The 22,477-nt window shown below is 71.8% G+C and carries 24 protein-coding genes; 12 read left to right on the forward strand and 12 right to left on the reverse strand.

Going from position 1 to position 22,477, the window contains the following annotated elements:
- Positions 1–134: 134 nt before the first annotated feature.
- Both AB0E91_RS08585 and hemL read right to left on the reverse strand, forming a co-directional pair.
- Positions 135–788: a histidine phosphatase family protein gene (locus AB0E91_RS08585; RefSeq protein ID WP_199587137.1), complete on the reverse strand. Its 654-nt coding sequence runs from the start codon at positions 786–788 to the stop codon at positions 135–137.
- Between the two features lie 56 nt (positions 789–844).
- The gene (gene hemL / locus AB0E91_RS08590; RefSeq protein ID WP_361777105.1) at positions 845–2,170 is read right to left on the reverse strand and encodes a glutamate-1-semialdehyde 2,1-aminomutase; all 1,326 of its coding nucleotides are present in this window, start codon (positions 2,168–2,170) and stop codon (positions 845–847) included.
- A 415-nt stretch (positions 2,171–2,585) separates the two neighbouring features.
- Between hemL and AB0E91_RS08595 the strand changes: the two genes are divergently transcribed.
- Complete coding sequence (locus AB0E91_RS08595) at positions 2,586–3,251, forward strand: hypothetical protein (protein WP_361777108.1); 666 nt, start codon at positions 2,586–2,588, stop codon at positions 3,249–3,251.
- An 85-nt stretch (positions 3,252–3,336) separates the two neighbouring features.
- Here AB0E91_RS08595 and AB0E91_RS08600 read toward each other — a convergent pair whose 3' ends face one another.
- Both AB0E91_RS08600 and AB0E91_RS08605 read right to left on the reverse strand, forming a co-directional pair.
- Complete coding sequence (locus AB0E91_RS08600; RefSeq protein WP_361777111.1) at positions 3,337–3,747, reverse strand: hypothetical protein; 411 nt, start codon at positions 3,745–3,747, stop codon at positions 3,337–3,339.
- Positions 3,744–5,399: a hypothetical protein gene (locus AB0E91_RS08605; protein WP_361777114.1), complete on the reverse strand. Its 1,656-nt coding sequence runs from the start codon at positions 5,397–5,399 to the stop codon at positions 3,744–3,746. The genes AB0E91_RS08600 and AB0E91_RS08605 overlap by 4 nt, the downstream gene beginning before the upstream one ends.
- A 486-nt stretch (positions 5,400–5,885) precedes the next feature.
- Here AB0E91_RS08605 and AB0E91_RS08610 point away from each other — a divergent pair, with 486 nt between their 5' ends.
- The 4 genes from AB0E91_RS08610 to AB0E91_RS08625 all read left to right on the forward strand — a co-directional run bounded on the left by AB0E91_RS08610 (position 5,886) and on the right by AB0E91_RS08625 (position 9,471).
- Positions 5,886–6,398 carry a YceI family protein gene (locus AB0E91_RS08610; protein ID WP_361777117.1) on the forward strand — a complete coding sequence of 171 codons (513 nt, stop codon included), beginning with the start codon at positions 5,886–5,888 and terminating at the stop codon, positions 6,396–6,398.
- Positions 6,395–7,327 carry an ABC transporter ATP-binding protein gene (locus AB0E91_RS08615; protein WP_361777121.1) on the forward strand — a complete coding sequence of 311 codons (933 nt, stop codon included), beginning with the start codon at positions 6,395–6,397 and terminating at the stop codon, positions 7,325–7,327. The genes AB0E91_RS08610 and AB0E91_RS08615 overlap by 4 nt, the downstream gene beginning before the upstream one ends.
- Positions 7,324–8,088, forward strand: a complete 765-nt coding sequence (locus tag AB0E91_RS08620; protein ID WP_361777124.1) for an ABC transporter permease — start codon at positions 7,324–7,326, stop codon at positions 8,086–8,088. Before AB0E91_RS08615 ends, AB0E91_RS08620 begins: the two co-directional genes overlap by 4 nt.
- Positions 8,089–8,553: 465 nt before the next feature.
- Entirely contained in the window at positions 8,554–9,471 is a 918-nt protein-coding gene (locus AB0E91_RS08625; RefSeq protein WP_361777127.1) for a YhjD/YihY/BrkB family envelope integrity protein, read from the forward strand.
- Here the strand turns inward: AB0E91_RS08625 and AB0E91_RS08630 are convergent.
- Positions 9,383–10,813, reverse strand: coding sequence for a hypothetical protein (locus AB0E91_RS08630; protein WP_361777130.1), 1,431 nt, complete (start codon positions 10,811–10,813; stop codon positions 9,383–9,385). The two genes, AB0E91_RS08625 and AB0E91_RS08630, sit on opposite strands and share 89 nt — an antisense overlap.
- Positions 10,814–11,086: 273 nt before the next feature.
- Here AB0E91_RS08630 and AB0E91_RS08635 point away from each other — a divergent pair, with 273 nt between their 5' ends.
- Complete coding sequence (locus tag AB0E91_RS08635) at positions 11,087–11,572, forward strand: hypothetical protein (protein ID WP_361777133.1); 486 nt, start codon at positions 11,087–11,089, stop codon at positions 11,570–11,572.
- 35 nt (positions 11,573–11,607) lie between these two features.
- Here AB0E91_RS08635 and AB0E91_RS08640 read toward each other — a convergent pair whose 3' ends face one another.
- Entirely contained in the window at positions 11,608–12,663 is a 1,056-nt protein-coding gene (locus tag AB0E91_RS08640; RefSeq protein ID WP_361777136.1) for a MerR family transcriptional regulator, read from the reverse strand.
- 294 nt (positions 12,664–12,957) lie between these two features.
- On the opposite strand from AB0E91_RS08640, the gene AB0E91_RS08645 reads away from it, so the two are divergent.
- On the forward strand, positions 12,958–13,254 hold the full coding sequence (locus AB0E91_RS08645; protein ID WP_361777139.1) for a hypothetical protein: 297 nt from the start codon (positions 12,958–12,960) through the stop codon (positions 13,252–13,254).
- 71 nt (positions 13,255–13,325) lie between these two features.
- On the opposite strand, the gene AB0E91_RS08650 is transcribed toward AB0E91_RS08645, so the two are convergent.
- The 5 genes from AB0E91_RS08650 to AB0E91_RS08670 all read right to left on the reverse strand — a co-directional run bounded on the left by AB0E91_RS08650 (position 13,326) and on the right by AB0E91_RS08670 (position 17,671).
- Positions 13,326–14,789, reverse strand: a complete 1,464-nt coding sequence (locus AB0E91_RS08650; RefSeq protein ID WP_361777142.1) for a HAMP domain-containing sensor histidine kinase — start codon at positions 14,787–14,789, stop codon at positions 13,326–13,328.
- Positions 14,789–15,517: a response regulator transcription factor gene (locus AB0E91_RS08655; protein ID WP_361777145.1), complete on the reverse strand. Its 729-nt coding sequence runs from the start codon at positions 15,515–15,517 to the stop codon at positions 14,789–14,791. Before AB0E91_RS08655 ends, AB0E91_RS08650 begins: the two co-directional genes overlap by 1 nt.
- Before the next feature lie 161 nt (positions 15,518–15,678).
- Positions 15,679–16,488 carry a DUF4232 domain-containing protein gene (locus AB0E91_RS08660; RefSeq protein ID WP_361777148.1) on the reverse strand — a complete coding sequence of 270 codons (810 nt, stop codon included), beginning with the start codon at positions 16,486–16,488 and terminating at the stop codon, positions 15,679–15,681.
- A 75-nt stretch (positions 16,489–16,563) separates the two neighbouring features.
- Positions 16,564–17,136: a MarR family winged helix-turn-helix transcriptional regulator gene (locus tag AB0E91_RS08665; RefSeq protein WP_361777151.1), complete on the reverse strand. Its 573-nt coding sequence runs from the start codon at positions 17,134–17,136 to the stop codon at positions 16,564–16,566.
- 55 nt (positions 17,137–17,191) lie between these two features.
- Positions 17,192–17,671, reverse strand: coding sequence for a hypothetical protein (locus AB0E91_RS08670; RefSeq protein WP_361777154.1), 480 nt, complete (start codon positions 17,669–17,671; stop codon positions 17,192–17,194).
- A 172-nt stretch (positions 17,672–17,843) separates the two neighbouring features.
- Between AB0E91_RS08670 and AB0E91_RS08675 the strand changes: the two genes are divergently transcribed.
- The 4 genes from AB0E91_RS08675 to AB0E91_RS08690 all read left to right on the forward strand — a co-directional run bounded on the left by AB0E91_RS08675 (position 17,844) and on the right by AB0E91_RS08690 (position 20,203).
- Complete coding sequence (locus AB0E91_RS08675; RefSeq protein ID WP_018543752.1) at positions 17,844–18,182, forward strand: YnfA family protein; 339 nt, start codon at positions 17,844–17,846, stop codon at positions 18,180–18,182.
- Between the two features lie 131 nt (positions 18,183–18,313).
- Positions 18,314–19,090, forward strand: a complete 777-nt coding sequence (locus AB0E91_RS08680) for an SDR family NAD(P)-dependent oxidoreductase (protein ID WP_161180958.1) — start codon at positions 18,314–18,316, stop codon at positions 19,088–19,090.
- On the forward strand, positions 19,090–19,239 hold the full coding sequence (locus AB0E91_RS08685; RefSeq protein WP_361777158.1) for a hypothetical protein: 150 nt from the start codon (positions 19,090–19,092) through the stop codon (positions 19,237–19,239). Before AB0E91_RS08680 ends, AB0E91_RS08685 begins: the two co-directional genes overlap by 1 nt.
- 163 nt (positions 19,240–19,402) lie before the next feature.
- Complete coding sequence (locus tag AB0E91_RS08690) at positions 19,403–20,203, forward strand: hypothetical protein (RefSeq protein WP_361777161.1); 801 nt, start codon at positions 19,403–19,405, stop codon at positions 20,201–20,203.
- 5 nt (positions 20,204–20,208) lie between these two features.
- On the opposite strand, the gene AB0E91_RS08695 is transcribed toward AB0E91_RS08690, so the two are convergent.
- Positions 20,209–21,402 (reverse strand): RtcB family protein, encoded by a 1,194-nt coding sequence (locus tag AB0E91_RS08695; protein ID WP_361777164.1) that lies wholly within the window; start codon positions 21,400–21,402, stop codon positions 20,209–20,211.
- Between the two features lie 225 nt (positions 21,403–21,627).
- Here AB0E91_RS08695 and AB0E91_RS08700 point away from each other — a divergent pair, with 225 nt between their 5' ends.
- A complete protein-coding gene (locus AB0E91_RS08700; protein WP_361777167.1) occupies positions 21,628–22,455 on the forward strand; it encodes a DUF3558 domain-containing protein in 828 nt (275 codons plus the stop codon).
- Positions 22,456–22,477: the final 22 nt, after the last annotated feature.

Consider the following 22,477-nt stretch of genomic DNA (forward strand, 5'->3'; position numbering starts at 1 on the left):
GATCCGTCACGCCCGCTGGTGTCACTCAGTCAGAGGGCGCGACGAACGGGGAGGTTGCGCGATCCACCGCCTATTTCGCAGCGGACACGACAACACCGTACGAACCATTCCTTATGGGCGGATTCACGCCTGCCTCAGGCCCCGAACGCCTTGCCCTGTCCGGCACCCTTGGCGGGCTTGGCACCCGCGTGGAGGTGGGCCGGGACCAGGTCGATGGCGGGCTCGCTGTAGCCGACGGAAACGATCTTGTCACCCCGGAAGGTGAAGCTCGTCAGCGAGGCGAGGGTGCACTGCCGCTTGCGCGGGTCGTGCCAGAGCCGGCGCCGCTCGACGTAGGAGCGCACGATCCAGATCGGCAGCTGGTGGCTGACCAGCACCGCCTCGTGGCCCCGGGCCCGGTCCTTGGCCGCGTTCAGCGCGCCCATCATGCGGACGACCTGGTCGACGTACGGCTCGCCCCAGGACGGCTTGAACGGGTTGACCAGGTGCTTCCAGTTCTCCGGCTTGCGCAGCGCGCCGTCGCCGACGCCGAAGGTCTTGCCCTGGAAGACGTTCTCGGCCTCGATCAGCCGCTCGTCGGTGGCGAGGTCGAGCCCGTGCGCCTTGGCGATCGGCGTGGCGGTCTCCTGCGCGCGCTCCAGCGGGGAGGCGACGACGTAGGTGATGTCGCGCGGGGCGAGGTGCTCGGCGACACGCTCGGCCATCCGGCGGCCCAGCTCGGAGAGGTGGTAGTCGGGCAGACGGCCGTAGAGGACACCGGCGGGGTTGTCGACCTCGCCGTGCCGCATGACGTGGACGACCGTGATGTCCTGCTCGTTCGTCCCGTTGTCGCTGGCGCTGGTGCTCACGCGGTCGCCTCCGCGGCGGCTCGGGCCGCCGCCGGGAGGGCGTCGGCGATCTTCTGGATGGCCCGCTCGTCGTGGGCCGTGGACACGAACCAGGACTCGAAGGACGACGGCGGGAGGTACACGCCGTCCGCCAGCAGCGAGTGGAAGAACGCGTTGAAGCGGAACGACTCCTGCCGCCTGGCGTCCTCGTAGGTGCGCACCTGCCGGTCGGTGAAGAACACCGAGAACATGTTGGAGGCGGTCTGCAGCCGGTGGGCCACGCCCTCCTTGCTCAGCGCCTCGGTGACCAGGGCCTGGATCTGCGCGGACACCGCGTCGACCTTGTCGTACGCCGCGTCGTCGAGCAGCCGGAGCTGGGCGAGACCGGCGGCGGTGGCGACCGGGTTCCCGGAGAGGGTGCCCGCCTGGTAGACGGGGCCCGCCGGGGCGAGGTGGGCCATCACGTCGGCGCGGCCGCCGAACGCCGCGGCGGGGAAGCCGCCGCCCATCACCTTGCCGAAGGTCATGAGGTCGGGCTTGACGCCGTCGATGCCGTACCAGCCCGCGCGGGAGGTGCGGAAGCCGGTCATCACCTCGTCGGAGATGAACAGCGCGCCGTTCTTGGCGCAGGCGTCCTTCAGGCCCTGGTTGAAACCGGGGTCCGGCGGGACGACGCCCATGTTGCCCGGCGAGGCCTCGGTGATCACGCAGGCGATCTCGCCCGGGTGCCGGTGGAATGCCTCCTGCACGGCCTCCAGGTCGTTGTACGGCAGCACGATCGTGTCCCCGGCCTGCGCGCCGGTGACACCGGGGGTGTCGGGCAGCGCGAAGGTGGCGACACCGGAACCGGCGGCGGCGAGGAGGGCGTCGACGTGCCCGTGGTAGCACCCGGCGAACTTGATCACCTTGGACCGGCCGGTGAACCCGCGGGCCAGCCGGATCGCGCTCATGGTCGCCTCGGTGCCGCTGCTGACCAGGCGGACCTGCTCGACGGGCTCGACGCGGGCCACGATCTCCTCGGCGAGCGCGACCTCGCCCTCGCCGGGCGTGCCGAAGGACGTGCCCCGGGCGACCGCGTCCTGCACGGCGGCGATGACCTCGGGGTGCGAGTGCCCGAGGATCATCGGACCCCAGGAGCACACCAGGTCCACGTACTCGCGCCCGTCGGCGTCCGTCAGATACGGCCCGCTGCCGGAGACCATGAACCGGGGCGTACCGCCGACGGCACGGAAGGCGCGCACCGGGGAGTTCACCCCGCCCGGGGTGACGGCGGAGGCGCGGTCGAAGAGCGCCTGGGATGCGGGCGCGTCGTAGGGATAGGGCGTTTCGCTCTGGGCACTCATGGCGTGCGACTACTCCGGCTTCTCGGACTCCGGTTGCGGGGGGACTCCCTCAGGGTAGGCGGTGGGGCGGGAGGGAGAGGGGGAGCGGGGGGCGCGCTGCGGGCGGGGGTGTGGACATACGGACGTGGGCAACCGGCATGGGCATACGGGCGTGGGTCCGAATCTTTCGAATCTTTCGATCGGGGTCTCCCGGACCTTCCTCCCGGAACCCCTGGCCGATCTTTCACGATCTGCGAGACTGACACCTGATACACACACCTCATGCGGCACGTAGTGATCGGGGACCGGGGATTTTCCTGCGGACTGAAGAATCACCGCACGTTTCGGCGGGCGGCCGTGGGGGAGGTCACTGACACGATGATCGGGTTGCGCGGCGGGGGCCACGCGTCCTAGAAAAGCACTCGGGTGGAGATATATGCATCGCGGTGGCGGACTGGGCGAGGGGACTGATGACCTGGGTCCTCGGCGAGCCCGGCGGGGAAAGCACCGGCGCGAAGCGGAGGAAGCGACCGAAGCACGTCATGCTGACGCGCGTCAGACACAGGGTGTACCGAGTGAGCCCGAGCGGCACGACCGGCAGAGCGACCGCCGGCCCGACGACCGGGCCGAGAGCCTCCGGTTGGAGAGCAGGAATGGTGGTCGGGTGGGGGTGACGTACAAGTACTTCGGCGCGCCGGACGGTGCGACCGCGGCCCGCGTCCCGATCTCGATGCGCCCCGAGGAACTCGGCGGCGACGAGCTGGGCATGAACGGCATGTTCACCAAGATCAAGCCGGAGACGATGGCGGCGATGGTGCTCACGGGCATCGAGGGCGTCCCCCTGCACAAGGTGCCGCCCCTCGAACTCGTCGTCCTGCACCCGGACTACGCGGTGGTCAAGCTCCCCATGACCGTGGTGGACCCCCTCCGCGACATAGGCGAGGAAGCGGTGGGCGCGGCGGCGTTCATCTGGTCGACGGTGCCGGACCGGGGTGGGCCGCGGGACGCGTTCAATGTGTATCAACTGCTGCATGAATGGCAGGACTTCTCGCACCGGCTGCATGAGGCGGGGCATCAGCCTTATTGCTTGGTGTGGCCATAAGGCTGGGCTTTGCTGGGCGCGGGCAGGGTGCCGAACGTGCTCAGGCACAGCCTGCCTTCTCTGAGTTCCAGCAGCACGTGGCGCCTCAGCTCAGCCAGCCGGCAAGGGCATGGACGAGTGCTTCACCGCCCTGCTCGACCACGCTTCCCACGACCAGTTGGGGCAACGCCTGAACGACTCCCCGAAGCGCACCTGCGCATGCCTGGGGATCGGGGGCGGACAGGGATGCGTCGATCGTGTCGCTCATCGCACGCAGGGCTACCACGACCACGTGGTCCAGGGTTCCCTCGTTGCGGTCGAGGTCAGTCCGGAAGGACGTGAGGAGTCCGCGCACGGTCTCGATGTCGACGGCCCCCTGGACGGATGCGTGCTGGCGCACGTGGGAGATGTCCCGACCTACGACGTTCTGGATGGGGGCATTGTTGTTGCCGCCCACATGCACGCCCGATCCATGTCCCGGCGGTTCTTCCTCGCGACGGCCACGTCCCACGATCATCGATTCCCTCCTGGAGTTCCGTTGCTCTGGCCCACACCGCGGATGTCGCTGCCCGCGACGTTCTGAATGGGGGCGTTGTTGTCGCCGTACACCTGGATGTTGGTGATCACGGAGGCCACCTGACGCTCGTACGGAGCGGTGTCGACGCCCAGTTCATCGAGATACTCGGACACGGTGCGGAAAACGCAGGTCTGCATCAGCACGACGTGCCGTTTAGCGTCGTCGCTCTGGTGCATGTCGGTGATCTCCTCCGTGGAGTATCGGTCCCGCAGGCTGACCGGGTCCTTCTCCTCTGCCCGGCCGCCCTCACCCGGCTCTCCGAGGGCGAGCCGGGTCACGGTCCGCCAGAGCCCGAGCGGCCCCGACAAGGCGTCCAGCAGCGCTTGGACAGCGATCCAGCCGAGCAGGCGGACTCCGCGCTTGGCGACCGGAGCAGCGGTCGCCCGCAGTTCGTTGTACAGGGGCGTCATCACGTGCGGCCGTACGGTCAGGCGCAGTTCTCCCGCCTCCAGCGCGGCGTGCACGAAGACGCTCACCACGACCTGTCCGTCCCAGCTCACACACTGAGCACGCAAGTACAGTCGATCGGGGACACTCGACGGCGACCGACGGCCACGCAGATCCGGCAGCTCCAGCTTCGCCACGCGAGTGTGTCGCAGCCACAAGGCGGCGGGAAGCCCCTTGACCTTCGTCGCGGTCAGGTCGCGCAGTGGTTCGGTGATCTCGTGCGCTTCGTTTCCGAGTTCTCTCAGGGCGGCGCCCATTCGCCCCAGCAGTTCGTCCTCCCCGAACTTGACCGACGTCTCCGGGTCCTTGGGTACGAGCGGAATGCCGAGGTCGGCGACGCCCCAGACATCGCGTCCAGCACCGACGAAGCGTTCCGGATGGTCGTACGGCAGCTCCAGCCACGTCTGTTCTCGGCCGAGCTTCGCCGTCCGGCGCCCCGCTCTCGGACCCATCCAGGGCAATCTGCCCGACGACACTCCCTCGCGGGTGATTCCCCTCATGGCCGCGCGAGCCGCCAACCGGTCACCGGCATGCACCAGCGCCGCTCCCGTCAAGAGCGCGAATGGCAGGACGACCAAGCCGACCCGCAGACCTACCACCTCGGCACCGGTCGGCTCATAAGGCACCACCGCAAGCACCCACGGCACGCAGAGCACGAAGTACGCCGACCGGGGAGAGGCGGCCAGCCGTGACTTCTTCATCTTTCTCGATGCCCGCAGTGCGGCCCACCGCGCCAGCAGAGCCACGAGAACTGCAACGCCCCACACCGCGCCGGCTCGTGGCGCCAGCCAGGCCAGGACCGCGGCCACCAGCAGCACACCAAGCCTCCTCGCCCACCAGCCCCTTCTCGCGCGGAGGCTGTGGGCCACCACAGGAACCAAGTCGAACCCGTACGACGGGACAGCCAGCGGCGGCCCGTGCAGAACGTGGTCCATCACCCATCGCGCCATCGGCTCGCCCAGGGGAGGACAGTCGTCGCTGCCCTCCAGGTAGATGCGCCGACGCGTGCTGCGCCGCGGCTTGTCCGCGTTGCCGCCTTTGCCGCGTACCGTGCGCCACCACGCCTTGACGGCCCCGATCCGGTCAGGACGCTCATACACGGCCTGGCACAGCAACCCGGTCACTTCCGACGACGTCGGGTCCACTGCGTCGGACCGCTGGTCCTCAATGGTCGGAGGACCGGCCTGGGCCGGCACTTCGGGCCCGTCGGACAGCTCTTCTCCAACCCGCGCCCGGACACGCGATCCCCACCCGAACCCCACTGTCCGCCCCCGTTCTCAGCACGGCGGGCATCCTGACTGCGCGGCGAACAAAGCACCAGATCACAAACGCGACAATGCGCCCAACTCATGAGTATCTTGAGCACTTTGGCCGAATCTCGTTCCCTGCGAGGAATTCGAAGAGGTGGCGCCTCCCTTGGCCGACAAGGCGCCGTCAGGTGAGAGAACCCGTCAGTCCGTCAGCCCCGCGTCATGCGCCGGCAGCCCCGCCTGGGTCCGGTTCGCGCAGCCCAGTTTTTCCAGGGTGCGGGAGACGTACCCCGAAAGTCGGACGTCGCACACCCCAACACAGGCCCTGGATAAGGCCGTTCCCCCCTTCCGCGCCACCCGCCCCCGTCGTGCAATGGACGCATGGACGCGACAGGCGACACCACGACGACTCCCCGCCCCGGCCGCTACACGATCGACCCGGACGGCTCGACGCTCTCCTTCAGGACGACGCACGTCTTCGGACTGCTGCCGGTGCGGGGCACGTTCGCGCTGCGCGGCGGCAGCGTCGACGTGGCCGACCCGCTCCCCGGCTCGCGAATCAGCGCGGAGGCCGACGCGGCGAGCTTCCGCAGCGGCAACGCGCAGCGGGACGGCGCCGTACGGTCGGCGAGGTTCCTCGACACCGCCGCGCACCCGCTGATCACGTTCGTCTCCGAGGAGGTGGACGCGGCCTCGGTCTCCGGCACACTGACCGTGCGCGGGGTCTCCCGGCCGGTGCGGCTGTCGGTCGTACGACTCGACGTGCGGGCGGACGACTTCACCGTACGGGCCACGCTCCAGGTCGACCGCACCGAGTTCGGGGTGACGGCCTCGCCGGGGATGACCGGGCGGCGTCTCGACCTGACGCTGGAGGCGCGGTGCGTGCGGGGATGAGCGACGCGGTCGTGGTGGAGGGGCTGCACAAGCGGTACGGCGACGTGCACGCGGTGCGCGGGGTGGGATTCACCGTCGCGCACGGGGAGATCTTCGCGCTGCTCGGGCGCAATGGCGCGGGCAAGACGACCACCATGGAGATCCTGGAGGGGTTCCGGGACCGGGACGCGGGGCGGGTCGAGGTGCTCGGGCTCGACCCGGGCGAGAAGGCGACCGGGCGGGCGCTGCGCGAGCGGATCGGGCTGGTGCTGCAGGACGTCGCGGTCGAGCCGTACCTCACCGTCCGCGAGACGGTCGCCCGCAACGCGGGCTACTACCCCGCGCCGCGCGACGTCGACGAGGTCATCGGCCTGGTCGGGCTCGGCGGGCTGGAGCGGCAGAAGGTGCGGGCGCTCTCCGGCGGCCAGAAACGGCGCCTGGACCTGGCGTTGGGGGTGATCGGCGACCCCGGGCTGCTCTTCCTGGACGAGCCGACGACCGGCTTCGACCCCAACGCCCGCCGCAATGCCTGGCAGTTGATCCGGGACCTGCGCGACACGGGCACCACCGTCCTCCTCACCACGCACTACATGGAGGAGGCCCAGCGCCTCGCCGACCGGGTCGCGGTGATCGCCGACGGGCGGATCGTGGCCGAGGGCACCCCGGAGACCCTGGGCGGCCGCGACACCGCGACCACCCGCATCCGCTTCGCGCCACCGCCCGGAACCACCCTTGCGGACCTGCCTGTTGACGCCGTGAACGGCGACGACGGCCTCCTCACCGTCGAGTCCGCCGAACCCACCGAGACCCTGCACCTCCTCACCGGCTGGGCGCTGCGCCACGGCACCGTCCTCACCGCTCTGACGGTGGACCGGCCGAGCCTGGAAGAGGTCTATCTGCGTCTGACGTCCCCGACGACGGCGGACGTACGGGAGAGGAGCGCGGGATGAGCCCGAGCATGACGTGGCACCAAATCCGGTACGAGCAGCTGTCGTTCTGGCGCAATCCGCAGAGCGCGTTCTTCACCTTCGTGTTCCCGGTCGTGGTGATGGCGGTCTTCGGCGGCCTGTTCGGCGGCATCGGCCCGACCGAGTTCTACTACGGCCGCTCCGCGCTCCAGTACTACGTCCCCACGATCGCCGCGCTGTCCGTACTCGGCGCCTGCTACAGCCAGTTGGCGATCGTGCTCGCGATGCGGCGGCAGAGCGGCGTGCTGAAACGGGTCCGCGCCACTCCCCTGCCCGCCTCGGTGTACTTCGTCGGCCTGCTGGCGCACTGCGTCCTGGTCAGCCTGGTCGACGTACTGCTGATCACCGCCGTCGGCACCCTCTACGGCGTTCCCCTCCCCACTCCCGCCCACTGGCCCGCCCTCGCGGCCGGCCTCCTCCTCGGCGCGGCCGCCTTCTGCGCCCTCGGCGTCGCGGTCGCCGCCCTGATCCGCAACGCGGAGGCGGCCCCGGCGGTGGTCCAACTCGTCCTGTTCCCACTGGTGTTCGTCTCCGGCACCTACATGCCGATCCACTCCCACGCGCTGAACACCCTCGCGTCCGCCCTCCCGGTGAAGCCCTTCAACGACGCCCTCCTCCACGCCTTCACCCCGGGCCACACGGGCCTTCCCTGGGGGGATTACGGGGTGCTGGCGGCGTGGGGAGTGGCGGGGGCGGTGGTGGCGGTGCGGCGGTTCCGGTGGGATCAGGGGCGGGGGGACTGAGCAGGCGCCGCGATTGGGGTTGGCGGTGGGCGGGCACTCCTGGTCCAGGAAGCCGTAGGCGTCCAGGTCCCACACCGTGCGCCCGTCGGCGTCCTTGATCAGGTTCTCCCGGGCGGTGCCCATGAAGCCGCGCCGCGCGTCCGCGAGGTCCCGGGTGTTCCCGAACGGCAGCCGTCGTACGACCTCCGCGTTGGCCTCGGCGATGGCGGGCTCGGCGGGTCGGCTGCCGTCGCTGCTGAACGCCATCTCGTGCTCCCTCGGGCTGCGGACCGTACGGCGGCCCGCGCGCGGACACGGCCCCTGCCAGCCTCGCCGCCCGCCCCCGCGCGCACGAGCGGGCGTACGCCGTACGGGTCGGCGCCGGGTATGGCCCCCCGCACGCCCGATCGGACGCGCACCGCTCGCCGCCCCGGCCGACCGCCCCGTTGACTGGGTTTCTGTGGGCCGTGCGGGTCGGGAGGCGGTATGGCGTGGAAGGCGCGGCTGGAGCGGCTGCGCGCGGAGGCCGAACGGCGCTTCCCCGTCATCACCGAACTGACCAGTCGGCTGCTCTCCGCCAACCTGCTGGACGCGGCCACCCGGCTCGCCGCGCAGGCGTTCCTGGCGACCGTACCGCTGCTGTTCGCGTTCGCCGCGTTCGCACCCGAGTGGATGCGGAAGCAACTGCAGGACTCGTTGCGGGCCGTGTTCGGGCTGACGGGGGGTTCCAGTCAGCAACTGGACCAGGTGCTGAACGAGTCCGCCGACCCCGAGTCGCGGGAGACCAGCGGGATCATCGGCCTGGTGGTGACGCTGGCCTCGGCCACCAGTTTCAGCCGGGCGATGGCGCGGGTGTGCGAGCGGGCGTGGCGGCTGCCCAAGGCCGGTACGCGGATCGCCGCCTGGCGGTGGGTGGTGTGGCTGCTCGTGCTGGTGCTGGTGATCCTCTTCCAGGCGCCGGTGCGCGACGGCTTCGGTGTCGGGCTGTGGCTCGGCACGCCGCTGCTCTTCCTGGTCGGCACGTTCGTGTGGCTGTGGACCCAGCGGCTGCTGCTCGCCGGGCGGGTGCCGTGGATCGCGCTGCTGCCGGGCGCGCTGCTCGCCTCGGCCGCGTCGACCGCGCTCAGCCTGACCGCGCGGATCTACATGCCGCAGGCCCTCAACCGCTCCCTGCGCGAGTACGGTTCCCTCGGCCTGGTGCTGGCCCTGCTGTCCTGGCTGATCGTGCTCAGCGCGGCGATCACCTTCGCGGTGACGATCGGGGCGGTGCTGGCGCAGGAGCCGCCGCTGAGCCGGTGGCTGGGGACGGAGTCGCTCAAGGGCCGCGGGGAGAGCCCGGCGTCCCCTCCGCGGGACGGCGGTCGTCCGCAGGACCGTCGGCCGGACGGCCCTCCGGCCCCCTGACCTCCCCACCCGGCTTCTCTGCGGCCGGGTCCTCCGCCAGGAAGTCCACCACCGCCAGCGCGAACAGCAGCGCGAGCGCGAGCCCGACCACCACCCACCCGGTCGGGTGGTCCCAGAGGACGTACGCCACGACCGCCCCCGCCACCAGCAGCCACTCGATCCAGCGCCGGTAGCGGTGCACGAACGGCCCGACCGGGCCGGTGCGCATCCCGAACCGGTCGGCCTGGCCGCGTACGGCGAGGATGCCCGCGTGCCACAGCTGCCGGGCGCCGCGCGCGTACCGGCCGGGTCCGGAGAGCCAGGCCGCGAGGGCGACGACCACGCCGAGCGTGATCACGGCCCGTACGGCGGTGCGCAGGAACCGGGTGAGCGTGTCGTAGACGGCCTCGGCGGCGGGCTGGGACACGTCGGCGGGCAGCGCGTCCAGGTAGATCACCCGGAAAACGGTCAGGCCGAGGCCGAGCAGCAGGGCGGTGAAGGCGAAGCCGAGCGCGGCGGCGACGAGCGCCCTGCGGTGCCGTACGGCGGTCAGCACACCGGCGATCAGCAGGACGGCGGCGATGACGGGCACCCAGAGCCCGGCCAGTTCGAGCAGCCGGAAGTACGTCTTGAGCTTGCCCACCTCCTCCGCCTGGAGGACGGTGAAGCTGGTGTGCACGACGGGGATCTTGCCCGCGAGGCCGAGCCCCGCGTCGACCAGCCGCTTCTTGACCTGCTCGATGACGGGGGCGAGGTCGATCTGCACCTTGTCGCCCTGGAGCTGGACCGCGCCGCCCCCGCTGCCGGTGAGCGCCTTGTCGACACTGGTGTGGATCTGCCGGTTGGCGTTGGTCCAGAACGTGGCGAACCAGTCGGACGCGACGATCTCCCGCGTCTTGTCGTTCACGAAGCTGCTCACCGCCCCCTGGAGCGAGCTGCCGATGCCGCCGATCGCCTTGTCGACGAGCGGCCGGTCCTTCGGCGCCACCTTGTCCAGCAGCTTCGGAATGTCCAGCCGGTCCATCAGCGCGTTGGTGACCCGGTTCGCCACGGCGTCCTGCACGGCGGGGTCGCGGGCCAGCGGGGCGACGGTGGCGACGTACCGGTCGGTGTCGTCCGCGAGGTCGGCGGTCCAGGCGGCGACCACTCCGAGCGGGGCCAGCAGACAGCCGAGCACGATCAGCACGAAGGCGACGACGGCCCGCCCGAGGTGCCGCCGCGGCCGCCGGGGCCGCTGCTCCTCCAGCGCCGCCACCCGGGCCCGCAACGCGTCCCAGTCCTCCCGCTCCGACGGCTGCTCCCGGTCCTTCCGTCCCGACGGCTGCTCCCGGTCCTTCCGTCCCGACGGCTGCTCCTGCGCCATGCCCGCACTCCTCCGCTCCGACTCCACCGCGGCCCGGCCGGACGGGCACCTGTGAGCAGCAGAACCCGTGCGGTGGACACACGCGAGCGGCGGTGGGCTGTTCGGCCGTAACGCGGGATCACCGCGACGCCGACGCGGGCGGCGGCCGCGCCGGGCAGCTCCGCTGACCCGTTCGGGTGGACCGGTCGCACAGGCGTCCCACCCGGCGTGCGGGGTCGGACGCGCGCCCCTTGACTGGGAGCGGTGATCGTCGGCGAGGCATGGAGGCGGAACATGGCGGGCTACTGGATAAGAGGAACGGCCGGGGCCGTGGTGGCGGTGGCGCTCGGGCTGGCGTCGGCCGGGTGCTCGGACGGGTCGAGCACCCCGTCCGACAGCGCGAGCAAGGCGGCCTCCGCGGCCTCCTCCCTCGCCTCCCGCGCGTCCGACTCGCTGGCCTCGGCCACGGCGGAGGCCAGGCGCAAGCTGGACCAGGTCAAGGGCGGCGTGAACGCCAAGAGCGCGGTGACGCTGGGCGGGATCACCACCGACGCGGACGGCCGGGCGAATGTCGCGGTGACCGCGAAGAACACCACCGACTCCCGGAAGTCCTTCGTGGTCCAGGTCAACTTCGACGACAAGAACGGCAACCTGCTGGACACCGTCGTCGTGACCATCGACAACGTGAACGCGGGCTCCACCCGCCAGGCCACGGCCCGCAGCCACCGCAAGCTGACCGGCGACATCCAGGCAACGGTGGCGACGGCACTGCGCCACTGACACCGGGCACCCGGCACCCGGCACCCACGCGGCCGCTACGCCACGGGCACCGGCCGCTCGCGCAGCCACTCCAGCACCCGCCCCGCGTGCTCGCCGGGCGGGAAGACCGGATAGAAGGCGTGCTCGACCACCCCGGCGCGGACGATCAGCGTCAGCCGCTTGTACAGACGCGTCCCCGCTGCCTCGAACGTCGGCAGGCCCAGCGCCCCGGCGAGGGCGAAGCCGGGGTCGGAGAGCATCGGGAAGGGCAGCCGGAGCCGCTCCACGACCTCGCGCTGATAGCGGGTGTCCTGGCTGGAGAGCCCGTACACCCGCTCCGCGCCCGCCTCCCGCAGGTCCTCGAAGTGGTCGCGGAAGCCGCACGACTCCACGGTGCAGCCCCGGGCGCCGGGGATGGAGTTCCAGCCCTCGGGGAGGTCCGTGCCGGGGCGGCCGGTGAGGGGATAGACGTAGATCACCGTGCGGCCGGGGCCGAGACCGTCGAGCCGGACCGTGCCGTCCGCCGTGTCCGGCAGGGCGAGCGACGGCATCCGGGAGCCGGGGAGGTGATCGGCGGCGCCGTCGTCCGGGGGGACGGGCAGGTCGGCGGGCAGGGTGAGGTGGTCGTCGTTCACCGCTTGGGTCTCCTTCGGCAGGGGTCGCGCGGCCGCCTCCAGGCGTGCGGCCAGCAGAGCCTTCCTGGCCGTCAACTCCTCGATCCGCACGGCCAGTTCGTCGATCGCCTCGCGGTATCCCGCCAGGGACGCCGGGCACTCCGCGTGGTTCCGTCCCGCCGTCAGGCAGTCCAGGAAGGGGCGGGTGCGCTCGGCGGGGATGCCGAGGCGTTTGAGCGCCCGGATCTCGCGGACCAGCCGCAGGTCGGCCGCGTCGTAGCTGCGGTATCCGTTCGGGCGGCGGGACGGGGTGACCAGGCCCAGGGACTCGTAGTAGCGGACCGCCTTGACCGTGGTCCCGGCCCGGCGGGCCAGCTCCCCGATCCGCATCCCGGCCGCACCGGCCGGACCGATGGGGCCGACGGAACCGACGGGACCGACCGCCGTATCGTCCGCGCCCGTCGCCGTATCGTCCGCACCGCTCTTCCCGCCGCTCATGTCACGGCACGCTAAACCCTGCCCCCGGGGGCAGGGTCAAGCACGGCCAGGAGGCGTAAGGGGGCGCGCCCGTACGGGGCCGTCCGCGCGCCCCGTACGGAGGTGCCGGCGATCTCGGTCATCATGGAAAGGCCGCGTCACCGGCCCCGGCCGGCTGCCGCGGGCGTCACCCCGACCAGTGACGCACGTCGCCGGTGCGCGTGGCACCGGACCCGCCCCGGGTCCGTCCTCCATACCGTGGGTTTCCATCCGCCTTCGGCGACCAGCCAGTCCATCCAGTCCACCAGGGGAGACATGCAGCAGACGCGACCGCACACGGGACCGGCGGCGCCGGGTACGGCGGCGGGCATCGACCTGCGCGACCTCACCCCCACGCTGACCCTGCTGATCGGCAGCCTCGTCGTCGCCGCCGTCGGGGTGTACGAGCTGTGCGGCTTCGGCCTGCACAGCCTCGACCGGCGCCCCCATCTGTTCAGCGACGGACTGGCGACCGGCGGCGTGATCGTCGCGGCGGTCGCGGCCGGAGCGGCGGCGGGCAACCTGGCCTGGACCCTCGCCACGTCCCGCCGGGACAACCCCGGCGGGGGCTGACAACCCGGTCAACCGGGCCGACAGGTCGATCGTGGCGACCGGGTCGACCGGGTCCCCAGGGGTACCCCCGGTCATCCGCCCCCGGCCGCGCCCCCGGGATCGCCCGGCCGCGCCGCGCCGCCCCCCACCGTGAACCCGATGACCGCCCCGCCGCCCTCGCGCCGGTAGGCGAACGGCGCTCCCCCGTGCGCCAGCGCCACCTCGCGGACGATGGACAGGCCGAGGCCGGAGCCCGGCAGGGAGCGCGCGTCGGCGGCGCGGTAGAAGCGGTCGAAGATGCGCAGGAGGTCGCCCTCGGCGACACCGGGCCCCCGGTCCCGGACCTCGACGCGCACCATGCCCGCGCGGGCGGGACCGGTGACCCGCACCTCGATCGGCGCCCTGCCGTCCCGGTCGAACTTGGCCGCGTTCTCGACCAGGTTCGACACGGCTCGCTGAAGCATCCCGGGGCGCCCCTCGGTCCGGGTGTCGCCGCCGGCCCGCAGCACGATCTCCCGGCCGGTACGGCGCACCGCGAGCCCCACCACGTCCTCCGCGATGTCGGCCACGTCCACCCGCTGCGGCGGCTCGGAGTCCGACTGCCCGGCGGCGAGGTCGACCAGCTCGTTCACCAGGTCGGTCAGCTCGCGGGCCTCCTGCCCGAGGTCCGCGACCAGCTCCTCGCGCGCGGCGGGCGGCAGCTCGTCGAGCCGCTTGAGCAACGAGATGTTCGTACGCAGCGAGGTCAGCGGCGTGCGCAGCTCGTGCCCCGCGTCCTGGACCAGGCGCCGCTGGTCCTCCTCGGACTGGGCGAGCCGGCCGAGCATCCGGTCGAAGGCGCGGCCGAGCCGCCCGACCTCGTCGAGACCGGCGACCGGCACCTCGATGCCGAGCCGCCGGGTACGGGCCACGTCCTCGGCGGCCGCCGTGAGCACCACCAGGCGCCGGGTGATCCGGCGCGCCAGCCACCAGCCGAACAGCCCCGCCCCCACCACGACCGCCGCCATCAGGATCAGCGTCCGCTGCTGGAGCGTGCGCAGCAGGTCCTCGGTGTCGCTGAACTCCTGCGCCACCTGCACCGCGCCCTTGCCGCCGCCCAGCGAGACGGTGGCGACCCGGAACAGGTCCTCGCCGACCCGTACGTCCTTGTGCTCGGCCAGCCTCCCCGCCGCCCGCGCCCCGGCGGCCGCACGGTCGGCGGCGGTCACCGGCAGCACCGGACTACCGTGGTCAACGATCTCCCCGCGCGCGCCCAGCACCTGCACGTCGGTCCGCGCGGGCCGCACCACGTCGTGCCCGGGACGGGAGGAGGAGAAGTCGTCCGGGGTCATGTCGTGCTGCCGGACCTCGGCCCGTACGTCCCGCACGACCTGCGTGAACACCGACTGCTGGTCCACCCGGACCAGCCGGGCCGCCGAGCCGTACGACAGGATGCCGACCAGGATCGTGACGGCGGCGGTGACCGCGGCGAAGGACACCGCGAAGGTGGTGCGCAGCGAGACCAGCTTGGTCCGGCCGGCCCGGGACCGGCCCGGCACCCGCCAGGGACGGCCCACTACTCCTCCCGCAGCACGTACCCCACACCGCGCACGGTGTGGATCAGCTGCGGGGCGTCCGGCTCGTCCAGCTTGCGGCGCAGATAGCCGACGTAGACGGCGAGGTTCTTGGAGCCGGGGCCGAAGTCGTAGCCCCAGATGCGGTCGTAGATCGTGGCGTGGTCCAGGACGATGCCCGCGTTGCGCACCAGCAGTTCGAGCAGCTCGAACTCGGTGCGGGTCAGCTCCAGCTCGCGCACACCGCGCCAGCAGCGGCGGGCCTGGAGGTCCATGCGCAGTCCGGCGGCGCCCACCTGGTGGCGCTCGGCGACCACCGGCCGGTCCTCCGGGCTCACGGCGGGGGCCGGGATCACCTTGGCGGGGGTGGTACGGCGCAGCAGCGCGCGCAGCCGGGCGAAGACCTCCTCCACGTCGAACGGCTTGACCACGTAGTCGTCGGCGCCCGCGTCCAGGCCCGCGATGCGGTCGGCGGTCTCCACCAGCGCGGTCAGCATGAGGATCGGGGTGCGGTCGCCCTCGGCGCGCAGCACCCGGCAGACCTGGAGTCCGTCGATGCCGGGCATCATCACGTCGAGCAGCAGCACGTCCGGCGGGGTGCGGTGGGCCTGCGCCAGTGCCTCGACCCCGTCGGCGACCGCCGTCACCGCGTAGCCCTCCAGGGTGAGGGCGCGCTCGAGGGCATGGCGGATGGCGCGGTCGTCTTCGGCGAGGAGCACAGTCTGGGGCACCCGACCAGTCTGCCAAGGCGCGCGGCCGTTCGGCCGGGCCCGGTGATCCACGGTCGCCCTTTTTACCGGGATCTCACCGTCGGCGTTACCGGGATCTCACCGTCGGCGGGCCCGCCGGAGACCGTGACGGCTCCGGCGGGCCCGGTGACGGGGCGGGTGGTTCAGGACTGCGAGTCCGCCAGCTTCATCGAGGCGACCGCCTCCGAGACCGTCTCGCAGTACAGGCCCAGCTTCGGCTTGAGGACCTTCGCGCCGGAGCCCAGCGGGAAGTTCCTGGTCTCGGCGGCGGGCATGTCGACGCCGTTCGCGAGGACGTTCATCTCGTCGATGCCGGGCACCGTGCCGGTGGTCGCACCGCTCGGGTTGAGGTCTATCACCGCGTAGGCGGTGCGGCCCGCGCGGAGCGCGTACGCCGGCGGGCCGCCGAGGCCGCCGGGGACCAGCGGCTTGATGTTGCGGCTCTGGTCCGCCGAGGTGGAGGAGCCGAGGTCGACGGCGGGGTAGTAGCTCAGCCCGCAGGCCGACGAGCCGGTGTTGCGCACCTCGATCACCCGCTGGGAGGCGGTGCGCGTGGTCACCCGCACCGTAACCTGGCCGCCCGAGCAGGCGTGGGTGTAGGCGTAGCTGTCGGTGTCGTTCCCGCCACCGCTCTTGGCGCCGGTCTGCTTGGCGCCGCCGCTGCCGGACGTCGTACCGGCCGTGCCGCCGCCGGACGTACCGCCGGTCGTGCCGCCGGACGACGAGGAGCCGCTGCCCGACGTGCCGCCGGAGTTCGCCGAGGTCCCGCCGGTGGTGGAACCGGCCGGGGCGGCGGCGTCCTTCGAGGGCTGCGCCGAGACCGCCGGGGCGTCGGGCTTGGCGGCGCCCGCGTCCTTCGCACCGGTGTCGGAGCCGCCGCACGCGGTCAGGGCCAGGGCGAGGACGGCGGTACCGGCGGCGGCGAGAGCGGTGGAGCGGTGGAACGTACGCATGGGAATTCCCCCCGGAGCATGGCGCTGAGAGTGACCGGAAAGCGGGTGAAACCCGCCCCGACCTGCTGACATCCCTTACTCTCCGCCCTCGGCCTCACGTTTCGCTGACGCCTCGCTGATGTCGCGCTGACGCCCCTCACCAGGCCCCGCCGGCGCCTTCCGTTCCTCCGGTGCGCGGTCCTCGCGCAGCCGGGCGGCCTGCTCTCCGGAGAACTCCACCGTGCGTTCCATGTGCCGCACGATCACGGCCAGTTCGGCGTCGTCCAGCTCGTCGAAGATCCGGTACCAGTCGCCGGACAGCGCCTCCCACACCCGCCGGAACTCCCCGATCCGCTCCGGTACGGGCACCACGAGCACCCGGCGCCGATCGGCCTCGTCCCGGCCCCGTACGACGTACCCGGCCCGTTCGAGCCGGTCCACCAGGCGGGTCGCGGAGCCGGTGGTGAGCCCGGTCAGCTCCGCCACCCGGCCGGTGGTGACCGGCTCCGGCTCCAGGGTGAGCAGGTTCAGGCACTGGAGGTCGGTGGGGTGCAGCCCGATCCGGTCGGCGACGGCCTGGCTGAACAGGGCGTACGCGGCGATGTACCGCCGGGACACCTGCTCCAGCTCCGCCAGCAGCCCGGCCCGGGCGGTGCGGTTCCCGGCCATGAGGACCTCCTGTACATCGGCGGCGGCCCCTCGGGGGCCGGAGAGGCGCGTCCGCTCAGAACGCGTACGCGTCCCCCGTGTCCAGGACCAGCACCTTCAGGCGGTCGTTCGAGCGGTCCGGGTCGCTCACGCCGCCGTTCCAGGCGGGCTCCACCTCCAGGGTGACCTCCGAGGCCGCCCGGCGCAGGCCGACGGTGAGCAGGAGGGTGCGGCCGGCCCGTCCGACGGCCAGCGCGCCGGTGCCGCACACCACGGTCCGCTCCCCGGTACGCGCACACGCGGCGGGCAGCTCCTGCCGCTCGGCCAGCGCCACCGACCACCGCAGCCGCACACTCGCGTCCTTCACGGCGGAGGGACCGGCGTCACGCGGGGTGAGCCGCACCTCGACCCGGTCGCGCGCGAGTGCGGCATGCCCGTGGAAGGAGAGATCGGCGCGTGGGGTCGCGGCCGACACCGCGCCCGCGGGTCCTCCCGCCCCCATCACGGCACCCACGCACGCACCCAGCAGCACCCACGTCCTCGCCCGCACGCCCATGCCGCTCACCACTCCCAGGCCGATGCCGTACCGAGGGGCCGCGGCACGCGGTCCGTGCCGGGGCCCAGGGGATGTATGCCACGGAAACGGCAGGCCAGGCGCCGTCCATCAGGTGAACGCGCCCTGGACGCCCCCGTGCGGACGGCGGCCGGGGCCATGACACCCTTCCCCCATGCTGATCCTCCGCTCCGCCGCCCTCTTCGTCGTCGCCGCGCTCTTCGAGATCGGCGGCGCGTGGCTGGTCTGGCAGGGCGTACGCGAGCACCGCGGCTGGCTGTGGATGGCGGGCGGGGTACTGGCCCTCGGCGCGTACGGCTTCGTCGCCACCTTCCAGCCGGACGCCCACTTCGGCCGCATCCTGGCCGCGTACGGCGGGATCTTCGTGGCGGGGTCGATCCTGTGGGGCGTGGTCGCGGACGGCTACCGCCCCGACCGGTGGGACATCGCGGGCGCGCTGGTGTGCCTGGCGGGGATGGCGCTGATCATGTGGGCGCCGAGGAACGGCGGCTGAGGAACGGGGACCGAGAGGCGCCCACCGGGGAGCGGGCCACCGAGACGCGCGACCACCGGGGAGCGGGCCACCGGCGCTCGCCTACGCTGGGACGGCAGCGCCCGTTTCCCAGCACGCCCCAGGAGCAGCCCATGGCCCCCGCAGCCCCGTCCGCCGCCGCCCGTATCGCCGTCGTCACGGGCGCGAGCAGTGGGATCGGCGCGGCCACCGCCCGCGGCCTCGCCGAGGCCGGGTACCGGGTCGTCCTCACCGCGCGCCGCAAGGACCGGATCGAGGCGCTCGCGGAGGAGATCAACGCGGCGGGCGGCGCGGCGACGGCGTACCCGCTGGACGTGACGGACCGCGCGGCGGTGGACGAGTTCGCGTCGGCGTTCCGCACGATCGGCGTGCTGGTCAACAACGCGGGTGGCGCGCTCGGCGCGGACCCGGTGGCCACGGGCGACCCGGAGCACTGGCGCACGATGTACGAGACGAATGTCATCGGCACCCTCAACGTCACCCAGGCCCTGCTGCCCAAGCTGGAGGCGAGCGGCGACGGCGTGGTGGTCGTCGTCTCCTCCACCGCCGGACTCGGCACGTACGAGGGCGGCGCGGGCTATGTCGCCGCCAAGCACGGCGAGCACGTCCTCGCCGAGACCCTGCGCCTGGAGATCGTCGGCAAGCCGGTCCGGGTCGTGGAGATCGCCCCCGGCATGGTGAAGACGGACGAGTTCGCCCTGACCCGCTTCGACGGCGACGCGGCCAGGGCCGCCAAGGTCTACGAGGGCGTCGCCGCCCCCCTCACCGCCGACGACGTGGCCGAGACGATCACCTGGGCCGTCACCCGCCCCAGCCACGTCAACGTCGACCTCCTGGTCCTGCGCCCCCGCGCCCAGGCCTCCAACACCAAGGTCCACCGGGAGCTGTGATGCCCGACCCCGACAAAACCGCCGAACAACGCCGCCTCGCCCAGGAGACCAAGGACGAACGCCAGGTCTGGTACTTCCTGGCGTACTTCCTCTTCGGCATCCACGTGATCGCGTTCGTGATGATCTACGCGGTACGGCACGCGAAGTGAGGGCGGGGGTCGCTCCGCCCCTGCTCACTCGCATGAGGGAATCTCTTCGATCAGCCGATCGCCGGCCGAACCGGCGTCCTAGGCTCGCAGCGCACGAGCAAGGCGACAGTCGGCAAGGGGAGGTTTCCTCATGGCTGAACCCGGGCCCGGGGCCCATCGGTTCATGGACCTCACGGTTCCCGAGTACGCGTACATGTTCGGATTCCTACAGGCGGACGGACACCTCTCGAAGGGCACCGGACAGAAGGGGCGCCTGACCGTCGAACTGAGCGCTCGCGACAGCGACGTTCTGCGCGCGTTCCAGCGCCTGACGCCGTACAACAGCAGCATCACCGAACGCACCCGGTCAACCAATTTCGCCGAGACGCACACCTCGGCCATCTGGGCCCTCTGTGCTCTGGAAGCGCGAACCAGGATCAGCGAACTCGGCCTGCCCTGCGGCCGTAAATCGCACACGATCGCTCCGCCGGGCGTCGAGTTCTCAGGAACCGACTACGTGCGAGGTCTCGTCGACGCCGACGGCTCGGTCGGCTTCACCGGCAAAGGCGATCTGTTCGTCGCGCTGGCCTCGGCCAGTACGGCCATCACGGCCTACGTGTGCGAATACGCCGCCGAAGTGACGGGAACCGAGCGGAGTGTCCGGCGCAACGCGCGGGACGGTATCTACAACGTCCTCTACGTCAAGGAACCGGCACAGCGCCTGGCAGCCCGGCTGTACTACCCGGACTGCCTGGCGCTGGAGCGCAAGCGCGTGGCCGCCGATTCGCTCGCCGCATGGGTACGGCCCGCCGGTATGCGGGCCGCCTCCGCACCCCGTCGCTGGAGTGCGGACGAGGACCGGATCCTGTTGAGCCTCGACTCGTCGAAGGCTGCCGCCGACGCGCTCGGCCGGACGGCGCAGAGCTGCCATCTGCGGCTCTGGCGCCTGCGCACCGGCCAAGTGCCGCCGCCCGGCGCCGACTGAACGGCTCAGCCCTTCACACAGACGAACTGCTTGAGCTTCGCCACCACTTCCACCAGGTCGCGCTGCTGCTCCATCACCTGGTCGATGTTCTTGTAGGCACCGGGGATCTCGTCCAGGACGCCGGAGTCCTTGCGGCACTCCACGCCCTGGGTCTGGTCCTGCAGGTCCTTGACCGTGAAGTGGCGCTTGGCGGCGCTGCGGCTCATCCGCCGACCGGCGCCGTGGGAGGCGGAGTTGAAGGCCTTCTCGTTGCCGAGGCCCTTGACGATGTACGAACTCGTCCCCATGGAGCCGGGGATGATGCCGAACTCGCCGGAACCGGCCCGGATCGCGCCCTTACGGGTCACCAGCAGGTCCACGCCCTCGTACCGCTCCTCCGCCACGTAGTTGTGGTGGCAGGAGATCTCCGGCTCGAAGAGCGGCTTCGCCTTCTTGAACTCCCTGCGGATGACGTCCTTCAGGAGGGCCATCATCAGCGTGCGGTTGTACTTGGCGTACTCCTGCGCCCAGAACAGGTCGTTGCGGTAGGCCGCCATCTGCGGGGTGTCGGAGACGAAGACGGCCAGGTCGCGGTCCACCAGGCCCTGGTTGTGCGGAAGCTTCTGCGCGACACCGATGTGGTGTTCGGCCAGTTCCTTGCCGATGTTGCGGGAGCCGGAATGGAGCATGAGCCAGACCGAGTCCGACTGGTCGAGACAGACTTCGATCATGTGGTTGCCGCTGCCGAGCGTTCCCATCTGCTTGTGGGCACGCTCCTCACGGAACTTGACCGCTCCGGCGACCCCGTCGAAGCGGCCCCAGAACTCCGCCCAGCCGGCCGTGGCCAGACCGTGGAACTGCCCGGGCTCGACAGGGTCGTCGTGCATCCCCCGCCCCACCGGAATCACCTGCTCGATCCGCGACCGCAGCCGCGACAGATCCCCCGGCAGGTCGTTCGCCGTCAGTGACGTCTTCACCGCCGACATCCCGCACCCGATGTCCACCCCCACCGCCGCCGGACACACCGCGTCCCGCATGGCGATGACCGAGCCGACCGTCGCGCCCTTGCCGTAGTGGACGTCCGGCATGACGGCGAGGCCGTGGATCCAGGGGAGCGTGGCGACGTTCTGGAGCTGGCGCAGCGCGCCGTCCTCGACGGTGGCGGGGTCGGCCCACATGCGGACCGGTACCCGGGCACCCGGTATCTCGACGTACGACATGGCTTCCTCGTTCCCCCAGGGCGGCAAAAGTCTCAAAAATCGCAGAACGCAAAAGCGGCGCCATGGTCAGCGAAATGGGACAGGGGACCGGCGTCCGCGGTGGTGCGTGCGATACACATTGTGTCCAGCAGGCGCCCCGCCGCGGCAAGCGAATAACCAGCGGGGACACTGGAACACCGGCGCGCACACCGCCGGATCCGCATCCCCGTCGAGAGGAGCCCGACCGTGCAGCGGAAGGCCTACGTCATCGGTACCGCCGCCCTTCTCGCGGCGCTGCTGACAGGCTGCACGAGCGGCTCGGACGGAGCGAGTCCCACCGACGACGCCAACCCGGGTGACGCGGGCGCGGCCACCGTCGCCGCCCAGCCCGGCAAGTACCGCACCCTGCCCGAACCCTGCGGTGCCGTCGGCCGCGAGACCCTCGCCTCGCTGTTGCCCGGCGTCCGCCAGATCACCGACCCCGACCAGCGCGACAAGGCGTACCGGGGCGTGCCCGAGCTGACCTACGACACCGACCGCAAGGTGGGCTGCCACTGGAAGGTCGAGTCCACCACCGCGACCGACCGCCTCTCGGTGGACTTCGAGCGCGTGGTGTCCTTCGACAACGCGGTCAGCGACGACAGCGAGGCCCGCACGCTGTTCCAGGACATGGAGAAGGCCGCCCATCTGCCTGTCCCCGGCGCCCCGGGCGGCGAACCCGCCGCTCCTTCCGGCAGCCCCAGCGGCAAGGCGAGCCCGACCCCCGCCGCGAGCGCCGGCACCAGCCCCGGCGCGAGCCCGGACCCCTCGGACACCGAGACCGACGCCGTCGATCTGCGCCCCCGCACCCTCCCCGACCTCGGCGACGAGGCGTACCTCGACGACCAGCTCGCCACCTCCGGTTCGACGGCCGAACCGCGCACCGTGACTGTGGTGTTCCGCACGTCCAACGTCGTCGTCACCCTCGAGTACGAGGAGCAGCCGATGGTCGTCGGAGCTGTTCCGGACAGCAAGGAAATGCAGGACAGGGCCCGGGATCTGGCCTCTCAACTGGCCGACAAACTCAACGGCTGACGTCCCCTCGACCGCCCCCGGC

Origin of the sequence: Streptomyces sp. NPDC026659, from assembly GCF_040638245.1 — a bacterium.
Lineage (GTDB): Bacteria > Actinomycetota > Actinomycetes > Streptomycetales > Streptomycetaceae > Streptomyces.

Coding starts and splice junctions, on each gene's coding strand:
- AB0E91_RS08585 (WP_199587137.1), bottom strand. CDS start 788: ATGCGGCACGGCGAGGTCGACAACCCCGCCGGTGTCCTCTACGGCCGT.
- hemL (WP_361777105.1), bottom strand. CDS start 2,170: ATGAGTGCCCAGAGCGAAACGCCCTATCCCTACGACGCGCCCGCATCC.
- AB0E91_RS08595 (WP_361777108.1), top strand. CDS start 2,586: ATGCATCGCGGTGGCGGACTGGGCGAGGGGACTGATGACCTGGGTCCT.
- AB0E91_RS08600 (WP_361777111.1), bottom strand. CDS start 3,747: ATGATCGTGGGACGTGGCCGTCGCGAGGAAGAACCGCCGGGACATGGA.
- AB0E91_RS08610 (WP_361777117.1), top strand. CDS start 5,886: ATGGACGCGACAGGCGACACCACGACGACTCCCCGCCCCGGCCGCTAC.
- AB0E91_RS08615 (WP_361777121.1), top strand. CDS start 6,395: ATGAGCGACGCGGTCGTGGTGGAGGGGCTGCACAAGCGGTACGGCGAC.
- AB0E91_RS08620 (WP_361777124.1), top strand. CDS start 7,324: ATGAGCCCGAGCATGACGTGGCACCAAATCCGGTACGAGCAGCTGTCG.
- AB0E91_RS08625 (WP_361777127.1), top strand. CDS start 8,554: ATGGCGTGGAAGGCGCGGCTGGAGCGGCTGCGCGCGGAGGCCGAACGG.
- AB0E91_RS08630 (WP_361777130.1), bottom strand. CDS start 10,813: ATGGCGCAGGAGCAGCCGTCGGGACGGAAGGACCGGGAGCAGCCGTCG.
- AB0E91_RS08635 (WP_361777133.1), top strand. CDS start 11,087: ATGGCGGGCTACTGGATAAGAGGAACGGCCGGGGCCGTGGTGGCGGTG.
- AB0E91_RS08640 (WP_361777136.1), bottom strand. CDS start 12,663: ATGAGCGGCGGGAAGAGCGGTGCGGACGATACGGCGACGGGCGCGGAC.
- AB0E91_RS08645 (WP_361777139.1), top strand. CDS start 12,958: ATGCAGCAGACGCGACCGCACACGGGACCGGCGGCGCCGGGTACGGCG.
- AB0E91_RS08660 (WP_361777148.1), bottom strand. CDS start 16,488: ATGCGTACGTTCCACCGCTCCACCGCTCTCGCCGCCGCCGGTACCGCC.
- AB0E91_RS08665 (WP_361777151.1), bottom strand. CDS start 17,136: ATGGCCGGGAACCGCACCGCCCGGGCCGGGCTGCTGGCGGAGCTGGAG.
- AB0E91_RS08670 (WP_361777154.1), bottom strand. CDS start 17,671: ATGGGCGTGCGGGCGAGGACGTGGGTGCTGCTGGGTGCGTGCGTGGGT.
- AB0E91_RS08675 (WP_018543752.1), top strand. CDS start 17,844: ATGCTGATCCTCCGCTCCGCCGCCCTCTTCGTCGTCGCCGCGCTCTTC.
- AB0E91_RS08680 (WP_161180958.1), top strand. CDS start 18,314: ATGGCCCCCGCAGCCCCGTCCGCCGCCGCCCGTATCGCCGTCGTCACG.
- AB0E91_RS08685 (WP_361777158.1), top strand. CDS start 19,090: ATGCCCGACCCCGACAAAACCGCCGAACAACGCCGCCTCGCCCAGGAG.
- AB0E91_RS08690 (WP_361777161.1), top strand. CDS start 19,403: ATGGACCTCACGGTTCCCGAGTACGCGTACATGTTCGGATTCCTACAG.
- AB0E91_RS08695 (WP_361777164.1), bottom strand. CDS start 21,402: ATGTCGTACGTCGAGATACCGGGTGCCCGGGTACCGGTCCGCATGTGG.